Source organism: Geodermatophilus sabuli, from assembly GCF_900215145.1.
Taxonomy (GTDB): Bacteria; Actinomycetota; Actinomycetes; order Mycobacteriales; family Geodermatophilaceae; genus Geodermatophilus; species Geodermatophilus sabuli.
In genome coordinates, this window is record NZ_OBDO01000009.1 from 20,260 (window position 1) to 42,084 (window position 21,825).

The 21,825-nt window shown below is 74.6% G+C and carries 24 protein-coding genes; 10 read left to right on the forward strand and 14 right to left on the reverse strand.

The features are described from left to right. Positions 1-443 precede the first annotated feature (443 nt). The 5 genes from CRP39_RS18705 to CRP39_RS18725 all read right to left on the reverse strand — a co-directional run bounded on the left by CRP39_RS18705 (position 444) and on the right by CRP39_RS18725 (position 5,161). Complete coding sequence (locus CRP39_RS18705; protein ID WP_216359815.1) at positions 444-1,832, reverse strand: recombinase family protein; 1,389 nt, start codon at positions 1,830-1,832, stop codon at positions 444-446. Next, a complete protein-coding gene (locus tag CRP39_RS18710) occupies positions 1,727-2,566 on the reverse strand; it encodes a TadA family conjugal transfer-associated ATPase (protein ID WP_245853969.1) in 840 nt (279 codons plus the stop codon). Before CRP39_RS18710 ends, CRP39_RS18705 begins: the two co-directional genes overlap by 106 nt. A gap of 243 nt (positions 2,567-2,809) precedes the next feature. Beyond that, positions 2,810-3,457, reverse strand: a complete 648-nt coding sequence (locus tag CRP39_RS18715; RefSeq protein ID WP_172442516.1) for a class F sortase — start codon at positions 3,455-3,457, stop codon at positions 2,810-2,812. After that, positions 3,454-4,116: a DUF4142 domain-containing protein gene (locus tag CRP39_RS18720; protein ID WP_097207908.1), complete on the reverse strand. Its 663-nt coding sequence runs from the start codon at positions 4,114-4,116 to the stop codon at positions 3,454-3,456. Before CRP39_RS18720 ends, CRP39_RS18715 begins: the two co-directional genes overlap by 4 nt. Before the next feature lie 121 nt (positions 4,117-4,237). Then, positions 4,238-5,161 (reverse strand): AraC family transcriptional regulator, encoded by a 924-nt coding sequence (locus CRP39_RS18725; protein WP_216359816.1) that lies wholly within the window; start codon positions 5,159-5,161, stop codon positions 4,238-4,240. Between the two features lie 115 nt (positions 5,162-5,276). On the opposite strand from CRP39_RS18725, the gene CRP39_RS18730 reads away from it, so the two are divergent. Next, positions 5,277-5,960: a class I SAM-dependent methyltransferase gene (locus CRP39_RS18730; RefSeq protein WP_097207910.1), complete on the forward strand. Its 684-nt coding sequence runs from the start codon at positions 5,277-5,279 to the stop codon at positions 5,958-5,960. Here CRP39_RS18730 and CRP39_RS18735 read toward each other — a convergent pair. Further along, the gene (locus CRP39_RS18735; RefSeq protein WP_097207911.1) at positions 5,939-6,469 is read right to left on the reverse strand and encodes an OsmC family protein; all 531 of its coding nucleotides are present in this window, start codon (positions 6,467-6,469) and stop codon (positions 5,939-5,941) included. The two genes, CRP39_RS18730 and CRP39_RS18735, sit on opposite strands and share 22 nt — an antisense overlap. An 84-nt stretch (positions 6,470-6,553) precedes the next feature. Here CRP39_RS18735 and CRP39_RS18740 point away from each other — a divergent pair, with 84 nt between their 5' ends. Then, positions 6,554-6,955, forward strand: a complete 402-nt coding sequence (locus CRP39_RS18740; RefSeq protein WP_097207912.1) for an MmcQ/YjbR family DNA-binding protein — start codon at positions 6,554-6,556, stop codon at positions 6,953-6,955. Positions 6,956-6,976: 21 nt separating this feature from the next. On the opposite strand, the gene CRP39_RS18745 is transcribed toward CRP39_RS18740, so the two are convergent. The 4 genes from CRP39_RS18745 to CRP39_RS18760 all read right to left on the reverse strand — a co-directional run bounded on the left by CRP39_RS18745 (position 6,977) and on the right by CRP39_RS18760 (position 10,754). Beyond that, positions 6,977-7,816 (reverse strand): alpha/beta hydrolase, encoded by an 840-nt coding sequence (locus CRP39_RS18745; RefSeq protein WP_097207913.1) that lies wholly within the window; start codon positions 7,814-7,816, stop codon positions 6,977-6,979. Between the two features lies 1 nt (position 7,817). Then, positions 7,818-9,368, reverse strand: a complete 1,551-nt coding sequence (locus tag CRP39_RS18750) for an acetolactate synthase large subunit (protein WP_097207914.1) — start codon at positions 9,366-9,368, stop codon at positions 7,818-7,820. Positions 9,369-9,402: 34 nt separating this feature from the next. Next, a complete protein-coding gene (locus CRP39_RS18755; RefSeq protein WP_097207915.1) occupies positions 9,403-9,735 on the reverse strand; it encodes an EthD family reductase in 333 nt (110 codons plus the stop codon). 80 nt (positions 9,736-9,815) lie between these two features. Beyond that, positions 9,816-10,754 (reverse strand): NADP-dependent oxidoreductase, encoded by a 939-nt coding sequence (locus tag CRP39_RS18760; RefSeq protein WP_097207916.1) that lies wholly within the window; start codon positions 10,752-10,754, stop codon positions 9,816-9,818. A 142-nt stretch (positions 10,755-10,896) separates the two neighbouring features. Here CRP39_RS18760 and CRP39_RS18765 point away from each other — a divergent pair, with 142 nt between their 5' ends. Next, on the forward strand, positions 10,897-11,607 hold the full coding sequence (locus CRP39_RS18765; protein ID WP_097207917.1) for a DUF4230 domain-containing protein: 711 nt from the start codon (positions 10,897-10,899) through the stop codon (positions 11,605-11,607). Between the two features lie 95 nt (positions 11,608-11,702). Here CRP39_RS18765 and CRP39_RS18770 read toward each other — a convergent pair whose 3' ends face one another. Further along, complete coding sequence (locus CRP39_RS18770) at positions 11,703-12,899, reverse strand: acyl-CoA dehydrogenase family protein (RefSeq protein ID WP_097207918.1); 1,197 nt, start codon at positions 12,897-12,899, stop codon at positions 11,703-11,705. A gap of 71 nt (positions 12,900-12,970) precedes the next feature. Between CRP39_RS18770 and CRP39_RS26455 the strand changes: the two genes are divergently transcribed. Beyond that, complete coding sequence (locus tag CRP39_RS26455; protein WP_097207919.1) at positions 12,971-13,681, forward strand: hypothetical protein; 711 nt, start codon at positions 12,971-12,973, stop codon at positions 13,679-13,681. A 25-nt stretch (positions 13,682-13,706) separates the two neighbouring features. Continuing rightward, positions 13,707-14,183 (forward strand): DUF4190 domain-containing protein, encoded by a 477-nt coding sequence (locus CRP39_RS18780; protein ID WP_097207920.1) that lies wholly within the window; start codon positions 13,707-13,709, stop codon positions 14,181-14,183. 10 nt (positions 14,184-14,193) lie between these two features. On the opposite strand, the gene CRP39_RS18785 is transcribed toward CRP39_RS18780, so the two are convergent. From CRP39_RS18785 to CRP39_RS18795, 3 genes are all read right to left on the reverse strand, one after another. Then, positions 14,194-15,147 (reverse strand): HpcH/HpaI aldolase/citrate lyase family protein, encoded by a 954-nt coding sequence (locus CRP39_RS18785; protein WP_097207921.1) that lies wholly within the window; start codon positions 15,145-15,147, stop codon positions 14,194-14,196. Between the two features lie 73 nt (positions 15,148-15,220). Beyond that, a complete protein-coding gene (locus CRP39_RS18790; RefSeq protein WP_245853970.1) occupies positions 15,221-16,114 on the reverse strand; it encodes a DMT family transporter in 894 nt (297 codons plus the stop codon). 38 nt (positions 16,115-16,152) lie between these two features. Then, entirely contained in the window at positions 16,153-17,031 is an 879-nt protein-coding gene (locus CRP39_RS18795) for a PhzF family phenazine biosynthesis protein (RefSeq protein ID WP_216359817.1), read from the reverse strand. 106 nt (positions 17,032-17,137) lie between these two features. Here CRP39_RS18795 and CRP39_RS18800 point away from each other — a divergent pair, with 106 nt between their 5' ends. The 5 genes from CRP39_RS18800 (at position 17,138) to CRP39_RS18820 (ending at position 21,820) form a co-directional block, all read left to right on the forward strand. Further along, positions 17,138-18,376, forward strand: a complete 1,239-nt coding sequence (locus CRP39_RS18800) for a magnesium transporter MgtE N-terminal domain-containing protein (RefSeq protein WP_097207923.1) — start codon at positions 17,138-17,140, stop codon at positions 18,374-18,376. Continuing rightward, the gene (locus CRP39_RS18805) at positions 18,369-18,899 is read left to right on the forward strand and encodes a DUF1003 domain-containing protein (protein ID WP_097207924.1); all 531 of its coding nucleotides are present in this window, start codon (positions 18,369-18,371) and stop codon (positions 18,897-18,899) included. Before CRP39_RS18800 ends, CRP39_RS18805 begins: the two co-directional genes overlap by 8 nt. 97 nt (positions 18,900-18,996) lie before the next feature. Continuing rightward, positions 18,997-19,605, forward strand: a complete 609-nt coding sequence (locus CRP39_RS18810; RefSeq protein ID WP_172442517.1) for a TetR/AcrR family transcriptional regulator — start codon at positions 18,997-18,999, stop codon at positions 19,603-19,605. 47 nt (positions 19,606-19,652) lie between these two features. Beyond that, positions 19,653-21,230, forward strand: a complete 1,578-nt coding sequence (locus tag CRP39_RS18815; protein ID WP_216359818.1) for an MDR family MFS transporter — start codon at positions 19,653-19,655, stop codon at positions 21,228-21,230. 101 nt (positions 21,231-21,331) lie between these two features. Then, positions 21,332-21,820: a methylated-DNA--[protein]-cysteine S-methyltransferase gene (locus tag CRP39_RS18820; protein ID WP_245853971.1), complete on the forward strand. Its 489-nt coding sequence runs from the start codon at positions 21,332-21,334 to the stop codon at positions 21,818-21,820. Positions 21,821-21,825: the final 5 nt, after the last annotated feature.

A 21,825-nucleotide genomic window follows, 5' to 3' on the forward strand; every position in this document is an offset into this window, starting at 1 on the left:
GGTCAGGAGCGCGTCGAGCTTCTCCGCCCGGAAGTCAACCGTGCGGCACTGGCCCGGCACAGGACCTGGGCAGCGCGGGCACTGGAACCGCCAGGAGGTCCGCGAGGTGCCAGAGCCCTTTCCGGCAGCCGGGTCAGGGGCGGTCACCCACCGCCCGCCAGAGGCGATAACCCAGGGCCCGCCAGGTGCGTCGGCTTCCGCTGCATGATCCAGGGTCCACAGGTCGGCGATGTGGAGGTGCTTGTGGGTTCCCACGCCGGTGCAGTGCACGTCGATGAGGGCGGGGAGAGGGCCGTCTGTCTTGGGACCAACCTGCTCAAGCACGGCGGTCAGGTCGGCCGGGATCAGACCCCGTGGTGCGCTCGCGATGTCCCTGGCCATCGGTTCGCGCCACTCGGGGGGACGGTGGCTCAGGCCCTCAGCCAGCCACCTGTTCAGGTCCGTCACTCCGGGGTCCTCCAGTTAATCCGCACCGTCTCGGGGTCGAACCGGCGGGCACCGCGTCCTGGCGGCAATAGGGAGACCGCCATGAGGGTGTCGATGGCCGCGCGGCGCCGGTCCAGGTCCAGTGCGTCCCACGTAGCGCGCACATCGTCCGCGGTGACCAGCTCGCCGAGCACCGGTATGCGGCCGGCATCGGCCATCTGCCTCTCGATGGCATCCAGGCGGGTGCGCGCCCGCTCGGTACCCCGAGCCAGCTGCGCCGCCGTGATGGCACCGTCGGCGAACAGGTCTGACAGCTCCCCGAGCCGAGCCCGCAACGCGCTGGCTTCCTCACGCAGCACCCCCACGTCCGGCCCCTCCCCCGGCACCGTCAACAACTCGGCCGCGTCCGGCCGGGACAGCCGAGCGACCACCAGTGCGGCCACTAGCTCGTCAATCGGCACGGCCCCTCGGGAGAGATGCCCGCGGGAACGCCCGCACCGGTAGGTGCGCTGCCCGTGCTGCGTGCGCCCGGTGATGACCACGGCCCCGCAGTGGCAGCGAGCCAGCCCAGCCAGCAGGTAGCGGCGGGCGGTGGTGGGGGTGGTGCGGCGCGACGGCTCGTCCAACAGCGCCACGGCGGCCCGGTAGGTGTGTTCCGGGACGATGGCGGGCCAGGCGCCCGCGCCGTACTCCTGCCCGCAGTGCACGACGATGGCGGCATTCCGCGGGTTGCGCAGCGTGTAGCGCACCCCGTCCGGCCGCCAAGCTCCCCCGACTGCCGTGGTGAACCCAGCGGCGTTCCACTGCGCCGCGATGCCTCGCAGGCTGGCCCCCGCCAGCAGGTGCCGGTACCCGTCCCGGATCAGCGCCGCCTCGAACTCGCGCAGCTCCATGCCACCGGGCTCGTAACCGACCGCGCGGCGGCCGCCCGCCGGCGGCTTGCCGAGCTCGGCGCGCTGGAGGTTGGCCCGCTTCTGCCGGGCCGACTTCCGCTCGATCTCGCCCCGAGCCACGGCCCCTTTGATCCGGGCAAACAGACGGCCATTGTCGGTGGACAGGTCAGCGTTCCCACCCACGGTGGCCAGCGCGAGCCGGTGGCGGTCGGCCAGATCGATGAAGTGTTCGAGCTCCACGGGCCGTCGGTGCAGCCGGTCGAGGTCCCATGCCACGACCGCGCCGACCCGGCCAGCCTCCACGTCAGCCAGCATCCGTGTGTAGGCAGGTCGCGCCTTGCCACTGGAGGCGCTGGTGTCGTTGTCCACGTACTCACCCGGCTCCCAGCCGCGATCAGCACAAAGCTTTAGGCAGTCCTCGCGCTGACGGGCGATGGCCAGACCGGTGCCGTCTCTGTCGAGCGACTGGCGTAGGTAGACAGCAGCGCGCAGGTATGGATCGTCAAGTCCCACATGCGCAACGTTACGGTGTTCCGCAGCTCGAAGACCTCCTCGCAGGTGACCACCCGCTCCCGCGCCGGGATCGCGGCACACAAGCAGTTCAGGAGCGTCGTCTTGCCGGCCTGGGTGCCGCCGGCGACGAGGATGTTCAGCCCGGCCGCGACCGCGGCCTCCAGGAACCGGGCCGCGTGCGCCGTCAGCGTGCCGAGCGCGACCAGCTCGTCCAGCGAGTGCGCCTGCAGCACGAACTTCCGGATGTTGACCGCCATGTGCCGGCGGGTGATGTCCGGGATCACCACGTGCAGCCGCGACCCGTCCGGCAGGGTGGCGTCCACGAACGGCGTCGACATGTCGACCCGCCGTCCCGAGGTGCGCAGCATCCGCTCCACCAGGTCCGCCAGCTCGCCGGCGCCCAGGATGGTCGTCGTCAGCTCGCTGCGGCCCCGCCGCGCGACGAAGACCCGGCCCGGCTCGTTGACCCAGATCTCCTCGACCTCCGGGTCGTCGAGGTGCCGCTGCAGCGGCCCGAACCCGGCCACCCGGTCCAGCACGTCGCGGACCACGGAGTCGGCGTTCGTGATCGGCGGCAGCGCCGAGGTCAGTGACCGCTCGGAGTAGTCGGCGACGACGTCGCGCACGAGCAGCCGCACCGGCGCCGGGTCGGTGAACGGGTCCAGCCCACGGCGGCGGATCAGCTCGCGCACCTCACCGTCGACCACCTCCAGCGCACTGGTCGCAGTCGGCACGCCCACCCCCGTCGGCCCTCGAGTTCCTTGCAAGACCGACGGACTGTAAGAGAACGGGACCGTCCGCAGGGCCCGCTGCTGACGGTCTGTGGACGGCCACGCGGAACGGCCACCCGGTCGGGTGTCACCCACGCCGGGCCTCGACGGCGGGACGGCGACCGGGTGTGATCGCGGGCACTCGTGCCCTGCGTGCCGGGGGCGCGCAGGGCACGAGCCTGCGCCTGGCAGACTGCGCAGGGCGGTTCAGCCCACCGGCGCGGCCATCACCACGACGTTGTCGGCGTAGTTCCCGGTCCGCTCGTCGAACGCCCCGCCGCAGGTGATCAACGCCAGCTGCGGCGGCCCGTCGGTGCGGAACAGCTCCGGCGGCAGCGCCGACTTCGGGAACGAGGTCCGCGAGACGACGGCGAACCGGTGCACGGCGCCCCCGGCGTCGGTCACCTCCACGACGTCCCCCTCGCGCAGGGACAGCAGTCCCTCCAGCGGGCCGGACCCGTAGCGCGCCGAGTCGACGTGCCCGGCGACCACCGCCGTGCCCACGGCGTTCCCGGGCACCGCTCCCCCGGCGTACCAGCCGAGCACCGTCGGCCGCTCCGGCAGCTGCAGCGACCCGGATGCCAGGACCCCGACCGGCACCAGCGGCACCGGATCGGCCGTGGCCGGCAGGACGACGGCCGTCGGCGCCGCAGCGACCGGCGGGGGCGGGAGCGGTGCCTCGACCGGAGCAGCCGGGACGACCGGTGGAGCCGGTGACGGCGCCACCGCCGCCACCGGCTCCCCGATCTCCGGCGCGTCGGCCCGGGGCGGCGCCTGGGTGAGCGCGAGCCCCGAGCCGACCAGCACCGTGCCCGCGACGACCAGCACCAGGTGCCGGGCGCGCGGCCGGCTCACTCGACGGTCGCGCGCCGGCGGACCAGCCCCGCCGTCCCGGCCACGAGCGCCAGCGCGCCGATCCCGGTCAGCACCCACCCGGTCGTACCGAGCCCGTCGGTGGCCGCCTGGCCGCCGGTGCCACCGGGCACCGACGTCGGGACGCCGTACGTCCGGGCCGCGTCACGCAACTGGGCCAGGTGCTGCTCGACGACCGGGGTCGCCGTGCGGGCCAGCTCCAGCACCGTCGGGTCCGAGCCGCCCTGCAGCTCCCGCTGCGTCGCGGCCAGCGTCGTGGAGTGCGACCCGATCTGCTGGGCGATCCAGGCGGTGTCGAACTCCTGGCCGCTGTTCTGCTGCACCTCGGCCAGCTGCTGCTGCTGGGTGGCGCTCGGCTCGGCCGGCAGCTCGACGCCGAGCTGCTGGGCCGCCTGGGTGAGCTGGGTGTCGAGCTGGGTGTGCATCTCGATGAACATCGCGCCGAGCTCACGCACCTCCGGCGTGGTGGCCGCCTGCTGGGCGGCGTTGCCGGCGGCGATCTCGGCGAGGTTGCTCTGGTGGGCGGCCTGCATCCAGGTCACGTCCTGGTCGGACGGCGCCGCCAGCGCCGGGCTGGAGGTCAGGACGACGGCACCGATGACGGCCGCCGGGACGAGGGCGAGACGGGACAACACGCGCATGCGGGGACTCCGATGGGCTGAGCGACGACGGCCGGACTCCCGCCCGGCGCCGGTGAGGACGCGCCCCGGATACCCCGGTCGACTGTGAGCCACGCCACAAGAACGGCGGCCATCATGTTGATCACCGCGGGACGGCGCCGGCCCGGCGCCACTCCTGCGGCGACGTCCCGTGCGCGGCCCGGAACCGGCGGATCAGGTAGCCGGCGTCGGCGTAGCCCACCCGGCCGGCGATCGCCTGCACGGTCAGGTCCGTCTCGGTCAGCAGCCGGCGCACCTCGGCCAGCCGGCGCTCGGTGATCCACTGCTGCACTGTCCGCCCGGTGCGCTGCCCGACCACCGTCGTCAGGTGGCCCGCCGACAGCCCCACCTCCGCGGCCACGTCCCGCAGCGAGATGGGCTGGGGATACCGCCGCTCGACCACGTCGAAGACGGCGGCCAGCAGCGGCTCGTCCCGCAGCCGCAGGTGTCCTGGGACGTCGGCGGCCGCCCGCGCGAGCTCGACCAGCAGCAGCGTCAGCTGCGCGAGCGCGGCCTCGACGTGGCCCTCGCGGCGCTCCCGCAGCTCCCGCTCCAGGTCGGCGAAGCGCCGCACCCACGCCGCGCGGTCGGCCTCGGCCACCGACAGCCGCTGCACGCCGCCCGCCCGGTGCCCGACGAACGGGAACAGCAGCGGGTGCGCCCGCCACGACCCGAGCGAACCGGGGCTGCGCCGCTCCACGGCGTCCGGCGGGAAGGACGCCGTCCACACCGCCGCGTCCTCGTGCGACGTCGAAAACTCGGGGTCCACCACCTCCCCGGGGGCGACCACGACGACGTCCCCCGCCGAGAGCTGCCACGTCCGGCCGTCCAGCACGAGGACGCCCGAGCCCCGCTCGACGTAGCTGAGCGAGAGGAAGTCGTGCGCGTGCGCCCGGTTCGGGAACCCGGGCGGCTCGTGGTCGCCCTCGAACCGGGAGACCGTCACCGGGGGCAGCCCGGGCACCCGTGCGTAGCCGTAGACCGGTGCCCCGTGGACCGTCCGGCCGGTCGGCACAGAGGTCGGCACGGAGGTCGGCAGAGCACCCGAAGAACGTCCCATCGCGTCCGAAGCACCGCCCTTGTCGCCCGGGGGGACGGGGCCGAGGGTAGTGGGACCACAGGAAGATCGGACAGGAGACGACATGGGCGAGACGACCACCGGCCCCCGGCCGCGGACGACGGTGAGCGGCGCCGGGCGCGAGTACCTCCCCGGGATGAGCCGGGCCTGGCTGCTGCCCCTCTACGACCCCATGACCCGGCTGATGGGTGTCGAGCGCATCCACCGGCGGCTGCTCGACCAGGCCGCGCTGCGCCCCGGGCAGACCGTCCTGGAGATCGGCTGCGGCACCGGCAACCTGCTGCTCGCCGCCAAGGAGACCCAGCCCGCGGCCACCGCTGTCGGCGTGGACCCGGACCTCGCCGCGCTGGCCCGCGCCGACCGCAAGGCGCGCCGCCGCGGCCTCGCCGTCCAGCTGGACCGCGGGCACGCCGAGGAGCTGCCCTACGCCGACGACAGCGTCGACGTCGTGCTGTCCTCCTTCATGCTCCACCACGTGCCCGCCGACCAGCAGGAGGCGGCGGTGCGCGAGGTGGTGCGGGTGCTGCGGCCCGGGGGCGCGCTGCACCTGGTCGACATCGCCGGCGACGAGCACGGCCACGACCACGCGCACCGGGGCCACCGCGGCCACCAGCACAGCCTCGCCCGGCACGTCGTGGCGAGCCTGCCCGACCTGCTGCGCCGCGCCGGATTCGGCGAGGTGACCGAGACCGGCTCCGGCACGCACCGCTGGGTCGGCCGGTTCAGCTACCTCCGCGCGACCCCCTGAGCCGCCACTGCCCGTCGGACCACCAGGTGCGGCGGGCGGGCCAGGGTCTGGGCGACCACGCAGTACCGCTCGGTCAGCTGCCCGAGTTTGGCCAGGGTGGCGTCGTCGGCGTCGGTGTCGAGCTCGGCGTCCACGGTGATCTGCGCCAACCCGACCGGCGCGTCGCGGGAGACGCCGAGCGTGCCGCGGGCGTCCATGTCGCCGCGGGCGGACAGCCGGGCGGAGCGGATCTCCACGCCCATCGCGGTGGCGACGCTGCGCATCGTGACCCCCGCGCAGGCCACCAGGGCCTGCAGCAGCATGTCGCCGGAGCAGGCGTCGCTGCCGTCGCCGCCGGTGGCGGGGTGCAGCCCGGCGCGGACCGGCCCGGCCCAGGTCTGCACCGTGCACGTGATGCCGGGGTCGGAGAACTCCGCCTCGGCGTGCATCGGCACCCGGGCGTGCTCCGGGTCGTCGCGGTAGCGCTGCTTGAGCGGCGCCTGCAGGTCTCGGAGCGCAGCGGCGTCCACGGGGTCTCCTCCTCGCCGGGGCTCCCATGCTGGCCCGGCGGCACAGCCCCCGCCAGGGCCCGCGGCGCCGCTACCCTGCCGCGCATGGCCACCTGGTCCGACGTCCGGGACGCGGCGCTGGCCCTGCCGGAGGTGGCCGAGCGGCCCGGGCAGGAGACGCTCCAGTGGCGGGTCCGCGACAAGGGCTTCGTGTGGGAACGCCCGCTGCGCAAGGCCGACCTCGCCGCCCTCGGCGACACCGCGCCCGACGGGCCGGTCCTCGCCGCGTGGGTGCCCGACCTCGGCGCCAAGGAGGCCCTGCTCGCCGACGACGCGGGCGTCTACTTCACGACCCCGCACTTCGACGGCTACCCCATCGTGCTGGTGCGCCTGGCGGAGATCGACGCCGGCGAGCTCGCCGAGCTGGTCACCGAGGCGTGGCTGGCCCGCGCACCGAAGCGGCTGGCCCGGCAGTACCTCGACGGCCCGCCGGACGAGGTCGACTAGGCCGCGGCCGGCACGACCGGCTCATCCCGCGACGTGCCGCGCCAGCTCCACCACCGCGTCGACGAACACGTCGCCGTCGAGCAGCGCGCGGTCATTGTGGTCTGCTCCCGGCACCTCGACCAGCCGGTGCAGCCGCGCGGCCGCCCCGGCGACGGCGCGGCTCTGCGCCGGCGGCACGATCGAGTCGGCACCGCCCAGCACGACCGTCGTCGGCACGCGCACCGTCGCGATCCGCTCGGCCACCGGGAAGCGGTCCCGCAGCAGGGCGCGGACCGGCAGGAATGGGTAGTGCACGCTCCCCACGGCGGCCAGGTCGACGAACGGCGAGCGCAGCACCAGCCCCGCGGGCGGGTGCTCGGTCGCCAGCTCCGTCACGACCGCCGCGCCGAGGCTCTCCCCCAGGTACAGCAGCCGGCCCGGCGGCACCCCGGCGTCCTCGACCAGGTGGGCGCGGGCCGCGCGCACGTCCCTCGCCAGGCCGGCCTCGCTGGGGCTGCCCGGGTTCCCGCCGTAGCCGCGGTAGTCGAACAGCAGCACCGCCAGGCCGTGCCGGGCGAGGGCATCGGCGAGCGGCGCCCGCACCCCGCGGTGCCCACCGTTGCCGTTGGCCACCAGGACGGCGGGCGCGTCGGGGCCGGCCCCGGGCACGAACCACGCCCCCAGCCGCAGCCCGTCGGAGGTCTCGAGGACGACGTCGCGCCCGCCGGGCAGCACCGACGCCGCCGGCGGCACCGGCCCCTGGTCGGGCAGGTACACCAGCCGGCGCTGCAGCCCCCACAGCAGCCCGGTCAGCACGACCAGCACCACCGCGAGGACCGCCCCCGCACGCACCGCACGCCGGAGCCCGCGCGGCGCGACCATCTCACCGGCGGCCGGGCAGCACCGCGTCGATCAGGTGCGGGCCCGGCTCGGCCAGCGCCGCGCGCACCTGGTCGGCCAGCTCCTCGGCGGTCGTGGCCCGGGTCGCCGGCACGCCCATCCCGGTGGCGAGCGCCACGAAGTCCAGCCCCGGCCCGCCCAGGTGCAGCAGCTGCCCGGCGCGCTCGCCGTCGCCCTGCGCACCCACCCGCGACAGCTCGTGCTCGAGGATGGCGTAGGAGCCGTTGTCGCAGACGATCGTGGTGACGTCGAGCTGCTCGCGGGCCTGGGTCCACAGCGCCTGGACGGTGTACATGGCGCTGCCGTCGGCCTGGAGGGCGATGACCGGCCGGTCCGGGCAGGCGACCGCCGCCCCGACCGACATCGGCAGCCCGTCGCCGATGGCCCCGCCGGTCAGCGACAGCCAGTCGTGCCGCGGTGCGCCCGAGGTCAGCTCGGCCAGCCCCACCCCCGAGGTGAGCGCCTCGTCGACGACGATCGCCCCCTCCGGCAGCAGCGCGCCGACCACCGCCGCCAGGGCCCGCGGGTCCAGGTCGCCGGTGGGCAGCTCCGGGCGGGCCGCCTCCAGCAGCCGCGGCTCCGCGTCGGGGGCGGCCAGCGTGGCGAGCGCCTGGGCCGCGGCGACGCCGTCCTCCCCCGGTGCCGACAGCACGTGCACGGTGCACCCCTCGGGCACCGGCGTCCCCGGGACGTCGGGGTAGCCGAAGAAGTGCACCGGCGCGGTCGCCCCGGCCAGCACCAGGTGCGCCGTCCCGGCGAGGGAGGCCATCGCCATCTCCGGCGGGTAGGGCACCTTCGCGACGTCGGGCAGCCCCGCTCCGCGCACCATCCGGGCGGGGAAGGTCTCGCTCATCAGCCGGGCGCCGGTGCCGGCCGCGACCCGGCCGGCGGCGAGCAGCCCCTCCTCGCAGGCGACGACGTCGCCGCCCAGGAGCAGCACGGCCGGCTCCCCGGACGACAGCGCGGCCGCGACGTCGGCGACCACCTGCTCGGGCACCCGCGGCGCCGGGCGCACCGGGACCGGGTCGGCCGGCTCCGCACCCTCCTCCCACGAGACGTCCGCCGGCAGGACGAGGGTGGCGACCGCGCCGCGGGCGGCCTGCGCCACCGCCTCCGCGGCGTCGGCGGCGACGTCGGCGGGCGCCAGCGAGCGCCGTACCCAGGCCGACACCGCACCGGCGAGCGCGTCGATGTCGGACTCCAGCGGAGCGTCCAGCCGCTTGTGCGACCGCGCGTGGTCGCCGACCACGTTGACGACCGGTGCCCCACCGCGCCGGGCGTTGTGCAGGTTCGCCAGCCCGTTGCCCAACCCCGGCCCGAGGTGCAGCAGGGTCGCCGCGGGACGGCCGGCCATCCGGGCGTACCCGTCGGCCGCGCCGGTGGCCACCCCCTCGAAGAGGGTCAGCACCCCCCGCATCTCCGGGACGTCGTCCAGCGCGGCGACGAAGTGCATCTCGGAGGTGCCGGGGTTGGCAAAGCAGACGTCGACGCCGGCGGCGACCAGGGTGCGGATGAGCGCCTGGGCCCCGTTCACCCGCGACCGCCCGGCCGCCGCCGCTGGATCGCCGTCACGGGAGGTTGGGCATCCCGACCTTGATCTCGCGCACCTCGAAGTGCGCCATCGTCGCCCCGCCGGTCGCGAAGTTCGCGACGTCGGCAGCGGCCGACTGCCCCTCCGGGGACGCGAAGGCCTTGCCCATCGCCTCCTCGGACTCGAAGTCGATCTCGGCGACGAAGTAGGGCGCCGGCTGGGAGGGGTCCAGCGACTTGCCGTGGCCCACGGTGAACCCGATTACGCCGGGCATCTCCATCGCCAGCGGCGCGTGGGTGTCCCGGTAGTACTCGTCGAACGCGCCGGGGTCGGTGGGCTGTCCGTAGCTGACCACGAGCCGGTGGACCATGTGTGCACCTCCGCATCGGCCGGGCCTCGCTGCCCGGGAGTGGCCCCACCTTGGCAGGTCGGGGGCCACTCCCGCGACCGCTAGAAGGTGATGACCAGGCGCCCGCGGACGCCGCCGGCCTCGAGTACGCGGTGCGCCTCGGCACCCTGCTCGGCCGGGAACGTGCGCGCCACGCGGAGGGTCACGACGCCGTCCTCCACCAGCTGCCGCAGCTGGTCGAGTTTCTGCTGCTCCTCGCCGTAGCTGCGCACCAGGACCGGGTGCACCCGCAGCCCGCGCTGTCCGTCGCCCCGGTAGCCGCGGACGGTCGTCACGGTGCCGCCGTCCTTGACCGCGGGGAGCACGAGCTCGTCCTGCACCGAGCCGTCGGCCAGCCCGTCGACGCCGTCGGGGTACAGCTCGCGGATGCGGGCGGCGACGTCGTCCCCGCGCCGGACGACGACGTCGGCGCCGAGGTCGCGGACCAGCTGCTCGTCGGCCTCCGAGGCGTCGGCGACGACGGTCAGGCCTTCCTGCTTGGCCAGCTGGACGACGTAGCCGCCGAACGCGCCGGCGGCGCCGGTCACGGCGAGCACCTGACCGGGCTCGAGCGCCATGAGGTCCAGCGCCAGCCGGGCGGTGAGGCCGTTCATCGGCAGGGTCGCCGCCTCGGCGTCGCTGGCGCCCTTCGGCGAGCGGGCCACCGACGCGGCCGGGACGACGAGGTCCTCCCGGTAGCCGCCGTGCGCACCCGAGGGCAGCACGATCGCCATGACCCGCTCCCCCACCTGCAGGTCGGTGTCGACGTCCGGGCCGATCTCGACCAGCTCGCCGGCGGCGTCCATCCCGGGCACGTAGGGGAACTGCTTGACCGGGTCGCGCTGGGCGTAGGCGCCGTTGCGGGCGTGGGTGTCGGTGGGGTTCACCGTCGCCGCGGTCACCTGCAGCCGCACCTGCCCCGGGCCCAGCGGCTCCGCGGGGACGTCGATGACGTGCAGGGCCTCCGGCCCACCGAACTCGGTCACTCCGACAGCTCTCATGCCCGCAGCCAAGTCGGTGGCGGCCGCTGGTGTTCCGGGGCTTCCGCACCGCAGAACGCGACGCGCCGGCGGACGGGGAATGGCGGGCCCTCGTCCGTCGCTGAACACCTCGACCGCCCGCACGACCCGCGAGAGGTGCCGCATGCCCGCACTCCTGCAGGACCGGTCCACCGACGGCTCCCCCGCACGGTCGTCGCGGCGCCGCCGGCGCCTGCGCCGCCGGCTGGTCGCCGCCGGCATCGGCCTGGCCGTGCTCGTGCCCGTGTCCGCGCAGCTGCGGGACTGGCTGCCCGACAACCCGTTCGGGCAGGAGGTCGTGGACCGCAGCACGACGCCGCTGCTGCTGGCCCTCGACGACCTGCACGAGTACCACGCGGCCACCGGCACCTTCCAGGTCGTCGTCGACCGCGAGGTGGACACCCGCTACGTCCCCTCGGTGATCAGCGGTGAGCGGGTCACCTACCTGGCCACCGGCACCGCCGACGCCTCGGTCGACTTCGAGGGTCTGGACGACGGGCGGGTGAGCCTGTCCGACGACGGGCGGACGGCCACGATCGTGCTGCCGGCCCCGCGGATCGGCGAGGTGCGGATCGATCCCGCGGAGAGCCGCGTGCTCGACCGCGACCGCGGGCTGGTCGAGCGGCTCGGCGACGCCGTGGGTGACGACCCGGCCGCCGACGACCCCGAGCTGTTCGTCCTGGCCGAGCGCCGCCTCGCCGCCGCGGCCGCCGAGAGCGACCTCCTGGCCCGTGCGGAGGACAACACCCGCACGATGCTGACGACGCTGGCGCGGTCGCTGGGCGTCGACGAGGTGGCGGTCCGGTTCGAGGCGGCCCCCGGCACCGATGGCTGAGGCCCGTTCGCGGACTGTCGTGCCCTGCCCGCCGGCGTGGCAGGGCACGACTGTCCGCGGAACACCCCTCCGAGAAGGGGGCGGAGCCGCCGGCGTCAGCGCTTGAGCGCGTACTCCTTCAGCAGGCCCCGGCTGATGATGGTCTTCTGGATCTCGCTGGTGCCCTCGCCGATGAGCAGGAACGGCGCCTCGCGCATCAGCCGCTCGATCTCGTACTCCTTGGAGTAGCCGTACCCGCCGTGGATCCGGAAGGACTGCGTGGTCACCTCGGCGCAGTACTCACTCGCCAGCAGCTTCGCCATGCCGGCCTGGACGTCGTTGCGCTCGCCGGAGTCCTTGCCGCGGGCGGCGTGGACCATCATCAGGTGCGCGGCCTCGACCTTGGTCGCCATCTCGGCCAGCTGGAAGGCGATCGCCTGGTGCTGGGCGATCGGCTTGCCGAAGGTCTCCCGCTGCTGGGCGTAGGCCACCGCCAGCTCGAAGGCCCGGATCGAGATGCCGCAGGCGCGGGCGGCGACGTTGACCCGGCCCACCTCGACGCCGTCCATCATCTGCGTGAAGCCCCGGCCCGGCGTCCCGCCGAGGACGTCGGCGGCCGAGGCGCGGAAGCCGTCGAACACCAGCTCGGTGGTGTCCACGCCCTTGTAGCCCATCTTGTCGATCTTCCCGGGGATGGTGAGCCCGGGCAGCACCTCGCCGAAGCCGGCCGGCTTCTCGATGAGGAAGGTCGTCAGGTTCTGGTGCGCCTTCGCCGCGCCCTCCTCGGTGCGCACCAGCGCCGCGACCAGGGTGGAGGACCCGCCGTTGGTCAGCCACATCTTCTGGCCGTCGATGACGTAGGAGTCGCCGTCGCGCACCGCCTTGGTGCGGATGCCCGCCACGTCGGACCCCAGCCCCGGCTCGGACATCGAGAACGCCCCGCGCACCTCACCGGCGGCCATCCGCGGCAGCAGCCGCTGCTTCTGCTCCTCGGTACCGTGCTGGACGAGCATGTAGGCGACGATGAAGTGGGTGTTGATGACGCCGGAGACGCTCATCCAGCCGCGGGCGATCTCCTCGACCACCAGCGCGTACGTCAGCAGCGACTCCCCCAGCCCGCCGTACTCCTCGGGGATCGTGAGGCCGAAGATGCCGAGCTCCTTCAGGCCCTCGACGATCTCGGTCGGGTAGACGTCGCCGTGCTCGAGCTCCTGGGCGTTCGGGATGATCTCCTTGTCCACGAAGCTCCGGACCGTCGCCAGGATCTCCTGCTGGACGTCGGTCAGGTCAGCGGTCTGCGCCAGACGGGTCATCGCGTCGCTCCTCCGGGACTCCGGTGTCCGTGGTTACCGGTGAGTATGGAGCACTCCCTCCGGCGCCCGTCGTGGCCCTCGTCACGTCCGGCCGGACGGTCGGCGTCGTGCGGGTGACCGCCCGGCGCGCCGCCGTCCTCACCGCCTGCCTCCTGCTGGCCGGCTGCGGCGGCGAGGCCGCTGACCCGGAACCGCGTGCGGAGCCGGCCCCCGCCGAGGCCGGGCAGTCGGCGGCGTCGACCGCCGACCCGGCGACGGCGACCACCCCCGCGGAGGCCGCGCTGGCCGTGGCGCTGCGCGCCGAGGACCTCCCCGCCGGCTGGACGGTGCAGGCCAACCCGGTGGCCGACGGCGACCTGTCCGACGACCCGAGCCTCGAGGGCATCTGCGGTGTCTCCTTTCCCTCGGAGGCACACCGGACGGCGAAGCACCCCGTCGTCGGGCTGGACCCCGAGGGCACCGCGACGGTGGTCTCCGAGGCGATCGCCTACGACTCCGCCGACGCCGGCGCACTCGCGCTGACCGAGCTGCGTGACGCCTTCGAGTCCTGCCCGGCCGGCGACCGGACCCTCGTCGAGCCCCCGGCCGTCGAGGGGCTCGCCGGCACCGTCGTCGCCGTCCGCTACCGGCTGGCGGACGGCACGACCCAGGACGTCGTCGCCCAGGGGCGTGGCGCGGTGGTGTCGGTGCTCATCGCGGAGGATCCTGCGGCGGGCGCAGCGGCGGCCGGGAGCATCGCCACCCGGATGGCGGCCCTGCCCGCGCCGGCGATCGGCGGCTGAGCCGCCCCACGACGAGAGGACCCGCATGAGCAGCGACGACGGCCTGTACCGGGGCGATGCCCCGAGCTCCCCGCCGCCGCACCAGCCGGCCGTCGGCGCCGCGCCGGGCCACGGCGCACCGCCCGGCTACGGCCCGCCCCTCGGGTACGCCCCGCCGCCCGGACACGGCGCCGGCTACGGCCCGCCTCCCGGCTACGGCCTACCTCCCGGCTACGGCCCGCCTCCCGGCTACGGGCCCCCGCCCGGCTACCCCGGCCACTTCCGCCGGCCCACCAACACGATGGCCATCCTCGCCCTGGTGATGGCCTTCGTCTTCGCCCCGGCCGGCCTGGTCCTCGGGGTCGTGGCCCGCCGGCAGATCCGGGAGACCGGCGAGGAGGGCGACGGCCTAGCCCTGGCCGGGATCATCATCGGGGCGATCGCCTGCGCGCTCGTCGTCCTCGCGTTGGTGCTGTGGTTCGTCGCGCTCGCCTCGCTGTCGAGCGTCTCCTTCGGCCCCTGAGGAGGCTCCGTCAGGACTCCGGCGGGGTGAAGGACGTGGTGCGCTGCATGCCGGCGGCGCGGCCCTTGCCGGCGATGACCAGGGCCATCTTGCGGCTGGCCTCGTCGATCATCTCGTCGCCCAGCATCGCCGAGCCCTTGGCGCCGCCGGCCTCCGAGGTGGACCACTGGTAGGCGTCGAGGATCAGCTCGGCGTGGTCGTAGTCGGCCTGGGACGGCGCGTAGATCTCGTTCGCCGCGTCGATCTGGCCCGGGTGCAGCACCCACTTGCCGTCGAAGCCGAGCACCGCCGAGCGCTTGGCCACCTCGCGGAACGCCTCCACGTCGCGGACCTGCAGGAACGGCCCGTCGATGGCCTGCACCCCGCGGGCGCGGGCGGCCATCAGGATCTGCATGAGGATGTAGTGGAACGGGTCGCCGGCGTAGTCCGGATGCAGCGCGCCCACCACGAGTGACTTCATGTTGATGCTGGCCATGAAGTCGGCCGGGCCGAAGATGATCGTCTCGATCCGCGGGCTGGCGAACGCGATCGCGTTGACGTTGATCAGGCCCTGCGCGTTCTCGATCTGCGCCTCGATGCCGATCCGGCCCACCTCCAGGCCGGTGGACTTCTCGATCTGGGTGAGCAGCAGGTCCAGCGCCTGCACCTGGGCGGCGTCGACCACCTTGGGCAGCATCAGGCAGTCCAGGTTCGCCCCGGCGCCCGCCACGACCTCGATCACGTCGGAATAGGTCCACTCCGTCGTCCAGTCGTTGACCCGGACGGTGCGGATCTTCTCCCCCCACCCGCCCTCGTTCAGCGCCGCGACGATGTTCTTGCGCGCACCCGGCTTGGCCAGTGGCGCGCAGGCGTCCTCCAGGTCGAGGAACACCTGGTCGGCCGGCAGGCCCTTCGCCTTCTCCAGGAACCGCGGGTTGCTGCCCGGGACGGCGAGGTTGGAACGGCGGGATCGGAGCTCGGCCACGGTGCCTCCGCTTCAAGGGATCAGGTCGTCACCGGAGACTAGCCAGGAGGGCAGAAATGGCCATTTCCGCCCCTCAGGTGGCCGGTTCCACCAGGGTCGAGGGCCGGCTGGCCCGCACCACGAGCGCGACACCGACGACGACGAGCAGCACGCCGGGCAGCGCGAGCAGCGGCGGCACCTGCCCGAGCAGTACCACCGCGAACAGCAGCGCCCCGGGCACCTCGAGCAGGACGACGAGGGAGACGACCGTCGGGCCGACCGAGGAGAGCACCAGGTTGAGCAGCGTGTGGCCGAGCAGCTGCGCGCAGACCGTGATCGCCGCGATGAGCAGCCAGTCCCTCCCGCTGAAGCCGGCCAGCGGGGCGTCGACCACGACCGCGCCGACGGCGATGGCCAGCGCGCAGACGGAGTAGCAGACCACCGCGTACGCCGAGGTGGTCAGCCGCTGCCGGGCCCGCGCGCCGGCCAGCACGTACCCGCCGGCGCAGATGGCCCCGAGCAGCGCCAGGGCGTCCCCGGCCAGCGCCCGCACGCTGACGCTGACGTCCACCCCGGCGATGAGGGCGACGCCGACCACCGCGAGCACCAGCCCCCACCAGATCGCCGCGGGCAGCCGCACGCCGCTGAGCCGGGTGGCCAGCGCCGTCCAGACGGGGGTCGTCGTGACCAGGGCGGTCGAGGCGGCGACCGTCGTCATCGACAGGCTGGGCAGCCAGGCGGCGAAGTGCGCGGCGAGGAACAGCCCGGCCACCACCGAGCTGCCGAGGTGGCGCGGGCGCAGGCCGGCCAGGGTCGACCGGTCCCGGAGCAGCAGCACCGGGAGCAGCACCGCCGCCCCGCCCACGTTGCGCCAGAAGGCCAGCGCCAGCATCGGCGCGGTCACCAGGGTGGTCAGCGGCGCCGACAGCGAGATGCCGAGGACGGCCAGCGCGATGATCCCGACGTCCCGGCCGCCGGGCCGGTGCACCGCCCACGCGGCGGAAGCGGTGGACGCGGCGGGAGTGCTCAGCGCGGCACCCGGATCCGGCCCCGGGCGACCGGCACCACCGCCCCCTGCACGGTGGCCGCGGTGGCCCGCCCCCCGGCGGCGGTGACGGTGCAGGTCAGCACCGACGGGCGGCCCAGCGCCTCACCCTGGCGGACGACGTAGGACGACGTGCCGTCGGGGGCGAGCAGCCCGGCGGCGACCAGCCAGACGCCCGCGCCCAGGGCGGCCGAGCCGGTGGCGGGGTCCTCGCCCCACGCCAGGTCGTTCGCGAACACCCGCGCGTAGGCGGTGGAGGTCGCGGCGTCCCACGACAGCACCGAGACCCCTTCCCCCACGCCGAGCTCGCCGAGGAGCGCGGGGACCGGCGCCGCGTCGTCGACCACCTCGGGCCGGACCGCCAGGAAGCCGAACGGCAGCCCGCACCCGGCGACGTGCGCGGGCAGGCCGACGACGTCGGCGGCCGACAGGCCCATGGCCTCGGCCAGCACCCCCGGCTCCGGGCCGTCCTCGAGCGTGGGCCGCCCGCCGGAGAGGGTGGCGCCGTCGTCGTCCACCACGACGTCGAGGACGCCGGCGCCGCACTCCTGGCGCACGGTGCCCGCCGGTGACCGTCCGGCCCGGACCAGCGTGTGTGCCGCGCCGACGCTCGGGTGGCCGGCGAAGGGCAGCTCGGCGAACGGCGTGAAGATGCGCACCCGGTACGTGGCGCCGGAGCCCTCGGTCGGCGCGCACAGGAACGAGGTCTCCGACAGGTGGAACTCGAAGGCCAGCGCCTGGCACTGCTCGGTGGTCAGCCCGTCGGCGTCGAAGACGACGGCCAGCGGGTTGCCCGCGAACGCGCGCGGGGCGAAGACGTCGACGACCTCGTACTCGAGTTCGGGTCCAGGGGACGACACGCCGCCGACGGTAGCCTCAGCGCCGGCGACCTGGCCTCGTGAGGTCACGCGCATCCAGCTACCGCACCCTCGGCACGGAGCCGACGAGCGCCATCGAGGAGGTTCCGTGACGACGGTGACGAGGGCCTACGTGTCCCGGCTGGCCGGGCTGCCGGTGTTCGACCCCAACGGCGACCGCGTCGGCAAGGTCCGCGACGCCGTCGTCGCGCTGCGCGTGGGGACGGCGGCTCCCCGGGTGCTGGGGCTGGTGGTCGAGGTCGCCGCCCGCCGGCGCATCTTCGTGCCGATGGGCCGGGTGACCGCGGTCGACACCGGCGCGGTCGTGCTGGCCTCGGGCACGCTGAACCTCAAGCGCTTCGAGCAGCGGGCCGGCGAGACCCTGGTCCTCGGCGAGCTGCTGGACCGCTCGGTGCGCATCGCGGAGTCCGACCGCCCGGCGCACGTGGTCGACGCCGGGATGGAGCAGACCCGCACCGGCGACTGGGTGCTGTCCCGGCTCGCCGTCCAGGAACCCGGCCGGCTGGGCCGCCGCGGGCAGCTGCACACGCTGGCCTGGGACGAGGTCACCGGCCTGGCGCTGCCGCAGACCGGCCAGGGCGCCGAGACGCTGATCGCCACCTACCGCGAGCTCAACGCCGCCGACCTCGCCCACGCGCTGCAGGACCTGCCGATCAAGCGCCGGCACGAGGTCGCCGAGGCGCTGGACGACGAGCGGCTGGCCGACGTCCTCGGGGAGCTGCCGGAGGCCGACCAGATCACCATCCTCGGCACCCTCGCCGAGTCGCGCGCCGCCGACGTCCTGGAGGTGATGGACCCCGACGACGCCGCCGACCTGCTCGCCGAGCTGTCCAACGTGGACCGCAACCGGCTGCTGGAGCTCATGGAGCCCGACGAGGCCGAGCCGGTGCGCCAGCTGCTGCAGTACTCCGAGGACACCGCCGGCGGGATCATGACCAGCGAGCCGGTGATCCTCTCCCCCGACGCCACCATCGCCGAGGCGCTGGCCCGGGTGCGCGAGCCGGAGCTGACCCCGGCGCTGGCCAGCCAGGTGTACGTGTGCCGGCCGCCCTCGGCCACGCCCACCGGCCGCTACCTCGGGCTGGCCCACATCCAGCGGCTGCTGCGCGAACCGCCGTCCACGCTGGTCAGCGGGGTTCTCGACGACCTGGAGCCGCTGCGTCCGGAGGCCCCGCTGGCCGAGGTGACCCGCTACTTCGCCACCTACAACCTGGTCGCCGCCCCGGTCGTGGACACCCAGGGCCGGCTGGTGGGCGCGGTCAGCGTCGACGACGTGCTCGACCACCTGCTGCCCGAGAACTGGCGCGAGCGGGCCCGCCGTGGCTGAGGGCCGCCGCCTCGACGTCCCCCGGGGTGCGCGCGGGTTCGGCAGCTTCCTGCGGCTGGACCCCGACGCGGTCGGCCGGTTCGCCGAGGGCATCGCCAGGTTCCTCGGCACCGGCCGGTTCCTCGCCGTCCAGACGGTGATCGTCATCGTCTGGATCGTCCTCAACGTCTTCGCGATCCGCCTGCAGTGGGACCCCTATCCCTTCATCCTGCTCAACCTGGCGTTCTCCACCCAGGCCGCCTATGCGGCGCCGCTGATCCTGCTGGCCCAGAACCGGCAGGCCGACCGCGACCGGGTGCAGGCCGAGGAGGACCGCGCCCGCGCGGCGTCCACCCGCGCCGACACCGAGTACCTGGCCCGGGAGCTGGCCTCGCTGCGGGTCGCCGTCGGTGAGCTGGCCACCCGCGACTTCATCCGTGGCGAGCTGAACCGGCTGGTCCACGACGAGGACGACGAGCACGGCGACCGGAAGAAGAAGGGCGGCGGCAAGAAGCGCCGGGAGGTCGTGGACCCGACCGTGTGACCACCCCGGGCCCGCGACGGGCGGGCCCGACCCGACGTGACACGCTGCACTCCCTGCAACGTTGCACACTGTGCAGCCCGGGTGCATGATCGTCGCCGTGGCTGAACGGGGTCTGCGCGAGCGGAAGAAGGCCGGCACCCGCGAGGCGCTGGCCGCCGCCACGCTGCAGCTGGCCGTGGAACGCGGCTGGGAGCACGTGACCGTCGAGGCGATCACCGCCGCGGCGGACGTGTCCTACCGGACGTTCTTCAACCACTTCTCCGCCAAGGAGGAGGCGCTGCTGGTCCCCGCCGGCCCGGACCAGCCCCGCCTGTCGGCCCGGCTGCGCGCCCAGCCGCCCGGCACCGCGGTGCTCGACGCCGTCCGGGCCGCGCTGCACGAGGAGCTGGCCGAGCTCGAGCGCGACCCCGCTGCCCTGCGGGACCGGATGACCGTCGTCCTGGCCACCCCCTCGCTCATCCCCCGGCTGGTCGAGATGGGCTCGGCCGACGAGCGGGAGACGGCCCAGGCCATCGCCGAGCGCACCGGCCAGGACGTCGAGGCCGACCTCTACCCCGCCCTGCTCGCCGCCGTCGTCTCCGCCGCCGTGCGGGTGACCCTGTGGCGCTGGCAGCAGCTCGGCGGCGCGACCGGGCTGGTGACGGTGGTCGACGAGGCGCTGGACGCCCTCGCCGGCGGGCTCCCGCCCCCTCCACCGGTCGCCTGACCCCTCCCGCACGCCTCTCCCCCGACACCCCCACCGACAGGAGCAGCATGTCCACGACCGCCGAGTCCGGCACCGCCGGGGCGGCCACCACGCAGGCCAGGATGAGCCGACGGGAGGTCCTCCAGGCGCTGTCCGGCCTGATGCTGGGCATCTTCGTGTCCATCCTGGCGGCGACCGTCGTCTCCAACGCCCTCCCGGTGATCATCGCCGACCTGAACGGCAGCCAGTCCATCTACACCTGGGTGGTCACCGCCGAGCTCCTGGCCATGACCGCCTCGGTCCCGCTGTGGGGCAAGCTCGCCGACCTGGTGAGCCAGAAGCTCCTGGTCCAGCTGTCCCTGGCGCTCTTCGTCGCCGGCTCGCTGCTGGCCGGGTTCTCGCAGGACACCGGCACGCTGATCGTGGCCCGGGTCATCCAGGGCCTGGGCGCCGGTGGCCTCACCGCGCTGGTCCAGATCGTGATGGCGGCGATGATCCCGCCGCGCGAGCTGGGCCGGTACGCCGGCGTCTTCGGCGCCGTCTTCGCCGTCGCCACGGTCGCCGGGCCGCTGATCGGCGGCGTCATCGTGGACACCTCCTGGCTCGGCTGGCGCTGGTGCTTCTTCATGGGCGCCCCGTTCGCCCTGGTCGCGATCGTGCTGCTGCAGAAGACGCTGAAGCTCACGCAGGTCCGCCGCGGCGGCGTGCACATCGACTGGCTGGGCGCGCTGCTGATCACCGCCGGGGTGAGCACCCTGCTGATCTGGGTCACCCTGGCCGGCAACGAGTTCGACTGGGCGTCCGGCACGACGGCACTCATGGTCGGCGGCGCGGTCGTGCTGCTGGCGCTGGCCGTGCTGGTCGAGTCCCGGTCGCCCGAGCCGGTCATCCCGCTGGACATCTTCCGCAACCGCACGGTCACCCTCACCACGCTGGCCAGCGCCCTCGTCGGCATCGCGATGTTCGGCGGCACGGTGTTCCTGTCGCAGTACTTCCAGATCTCGCTGGGCTACTCCCCCACCGAGGCCGGGCTGCTCTCGCTCCCGATGATCGCCGGCCTGCTCGTCTCCTCGACGGTGGCCGGTGCACTGATCACCAAGACCGGCACCTGGAAGCGGTTCCTCGTCGCCGGCGGCGTCCTGATGACCGTCGGCTTCGGGCTGCTGGCCACGATCGACGCGCAGACCTCGATCTGGGTGCTCGGCGCGTACATGGTGGTGCTCGGCGTCGGCGTCGGCCTGCTCATGCAGAACCTCGTCCTCGCGGCGCAGAACGACGTCCCGGCCCGTGAGCTGGGGTCGGCCACCTCGGTGCTGTCGTTCTTCCGCAGCCTCGGCGGCACGGTCGGGGTCAGCGTGCTCGGCGCGGTGCTGGCCAGCCGGGTCGCCGGCGACCTGAGCGTCCTCGGTGGCGGTGCGGCCGAGGGTGGGACGACGGTCCCCGACGTCTCCAGCCTGCCGCCGGAGATCGCCGGCCTGGTCCAGGACGCCTACGGCAACGCGACCGCGGAGCTGTTCCTCATCGCCACCCCGCTGGCCGCCCTGGCGCTCCTCGTCGTCCTCTTCATCAAGGAGAAGCCGCTGAAGACGACCTCGGGCGCGGAGCGGCTGGCCGAGGAGCAGGCCCAGCTGCCCCTCGCGCACTGACGCACCCTGATCGGCGAGCTGCCGTGGTCCTCCCCGCGGAGGGCCACGGCGGTTCCGCGTGCGGGGCCGGTTGCGTCGTACCCCCGCGGCACGATCGGCCCGTGACGCGCACGCACACCGTCACCGGGTCGCCGATCGGCCCGCTGACGCCGGTGACCGAGGACGGCGCGCTGGTCGCGCTGTTCATGGAGCTGCCCGGCCGCACTCCCGACGCGGCCGTGCTCGGGCAACGGGACGACGCCTCGTCCGCCGACGTCGTCCGCCAGCTCGGCGAGTACTTCTCCGGCGAGCGGACGGCGTTCGACCTCCTCCTGCGGCCGTCCGGGAACGAGCTGCAGCTGGCCGTCTGGCGGCTCATGGCGGAGATCCCCTACGGCGAGACCCGCTCGTACGGCGCCCTCGCCCGGCAGCTCGGCGACCGGACCCTCGCCCAGGCCGTGGGCGCGGCGTGCGGGCGCAACCCGCTGCCGGTCGTCGTCCCGTGCCACCGGGTGGTCGGTGCCGACGGGAGCCTGGTCGGCTTCGGTGGCGGGCTGCCCCGCAAGCGGTTCCTGCTCGACCTGGAGCAGCGCGCCCAGCGGCTGTTCTGACGCCG

Excerpts from the sequence above, each read along its gene's own strand:
- CRP39_RS18720 (WP_097207908.1), bottom strand. The coding sequence starts at position 4,116 with ATGCGCGTGTTGTCCCGTCTCGCCCTCGTCCCGGCGGCCGTCATCGGT.
- CRP39_RS18730 (WP_097207910.1), top strand. The coding sequence starts at position 5,277 with ATGGGCGAGACGACCACCGGCCCCCGGCCGCGGACGACGGTGAGCGGC.
- CRP39_RS18740 (WP_097207912.1), top strand. The coding sequence starts at position 6,554 with ATGGCCACCTGGTCCGACGTCCGGGACGCGGCGCTGGCCCTGCCGGAG.
- CRP39_RS18745 (WP_097207913.1), bottom strand. The coding sequence starts at position 7,816 with ATGGTCGCGCCGCGCGGGCTCCGGCGTGCGGTGCGTGCGGGGGCGGTC.
- CRP39_RS18755 (WP_097207915.1), bottom strand. The coding sequence starts at position 9,735 with ATGGTCCACCGGCTCGTGGTCAGCTACGGACAGCCCACCGACCCCGGC.
- CRP39_RS18760 (WP_097207916.1), bottom strand. The coding sequence starts at position 10,754 with ATGAGAGCTGTCGGAGTGACCGAGTTCGGTGGGCCGGAGGCCCTGCAC.
- CRP39_RS18765 (WP_097207917.1), top strand. The coding sequence starts at position 10,897 with ATGCCCGCACTCCTGCAGGACCGGTCCACCGACGGCTCCCCCGCACGG.
- CRP39_RS18770 (WP_097207918.1), bottom strand. The coding sequence starts at position 12,899 with ATGACCCGTCTGGCGCAGACCGCTGACCTGACCGACGTCCAGCAGGAG.
- CRP39_RS18780 (WP_097207920.1), top strand. The coding sequence starts at position 13,707 with ATGAGCAGCGACGACGGCCTGTACCGGGGCGATGCCCCGAGCTCCCCG.
- CRP39_RS18815 (WP_216359818.1), top strand. The coding sequence starts at position 19,653 with ATGTCCACGACCGCCGAGTCCGGCACCGCCGGGGCGGCCACCACGCAG.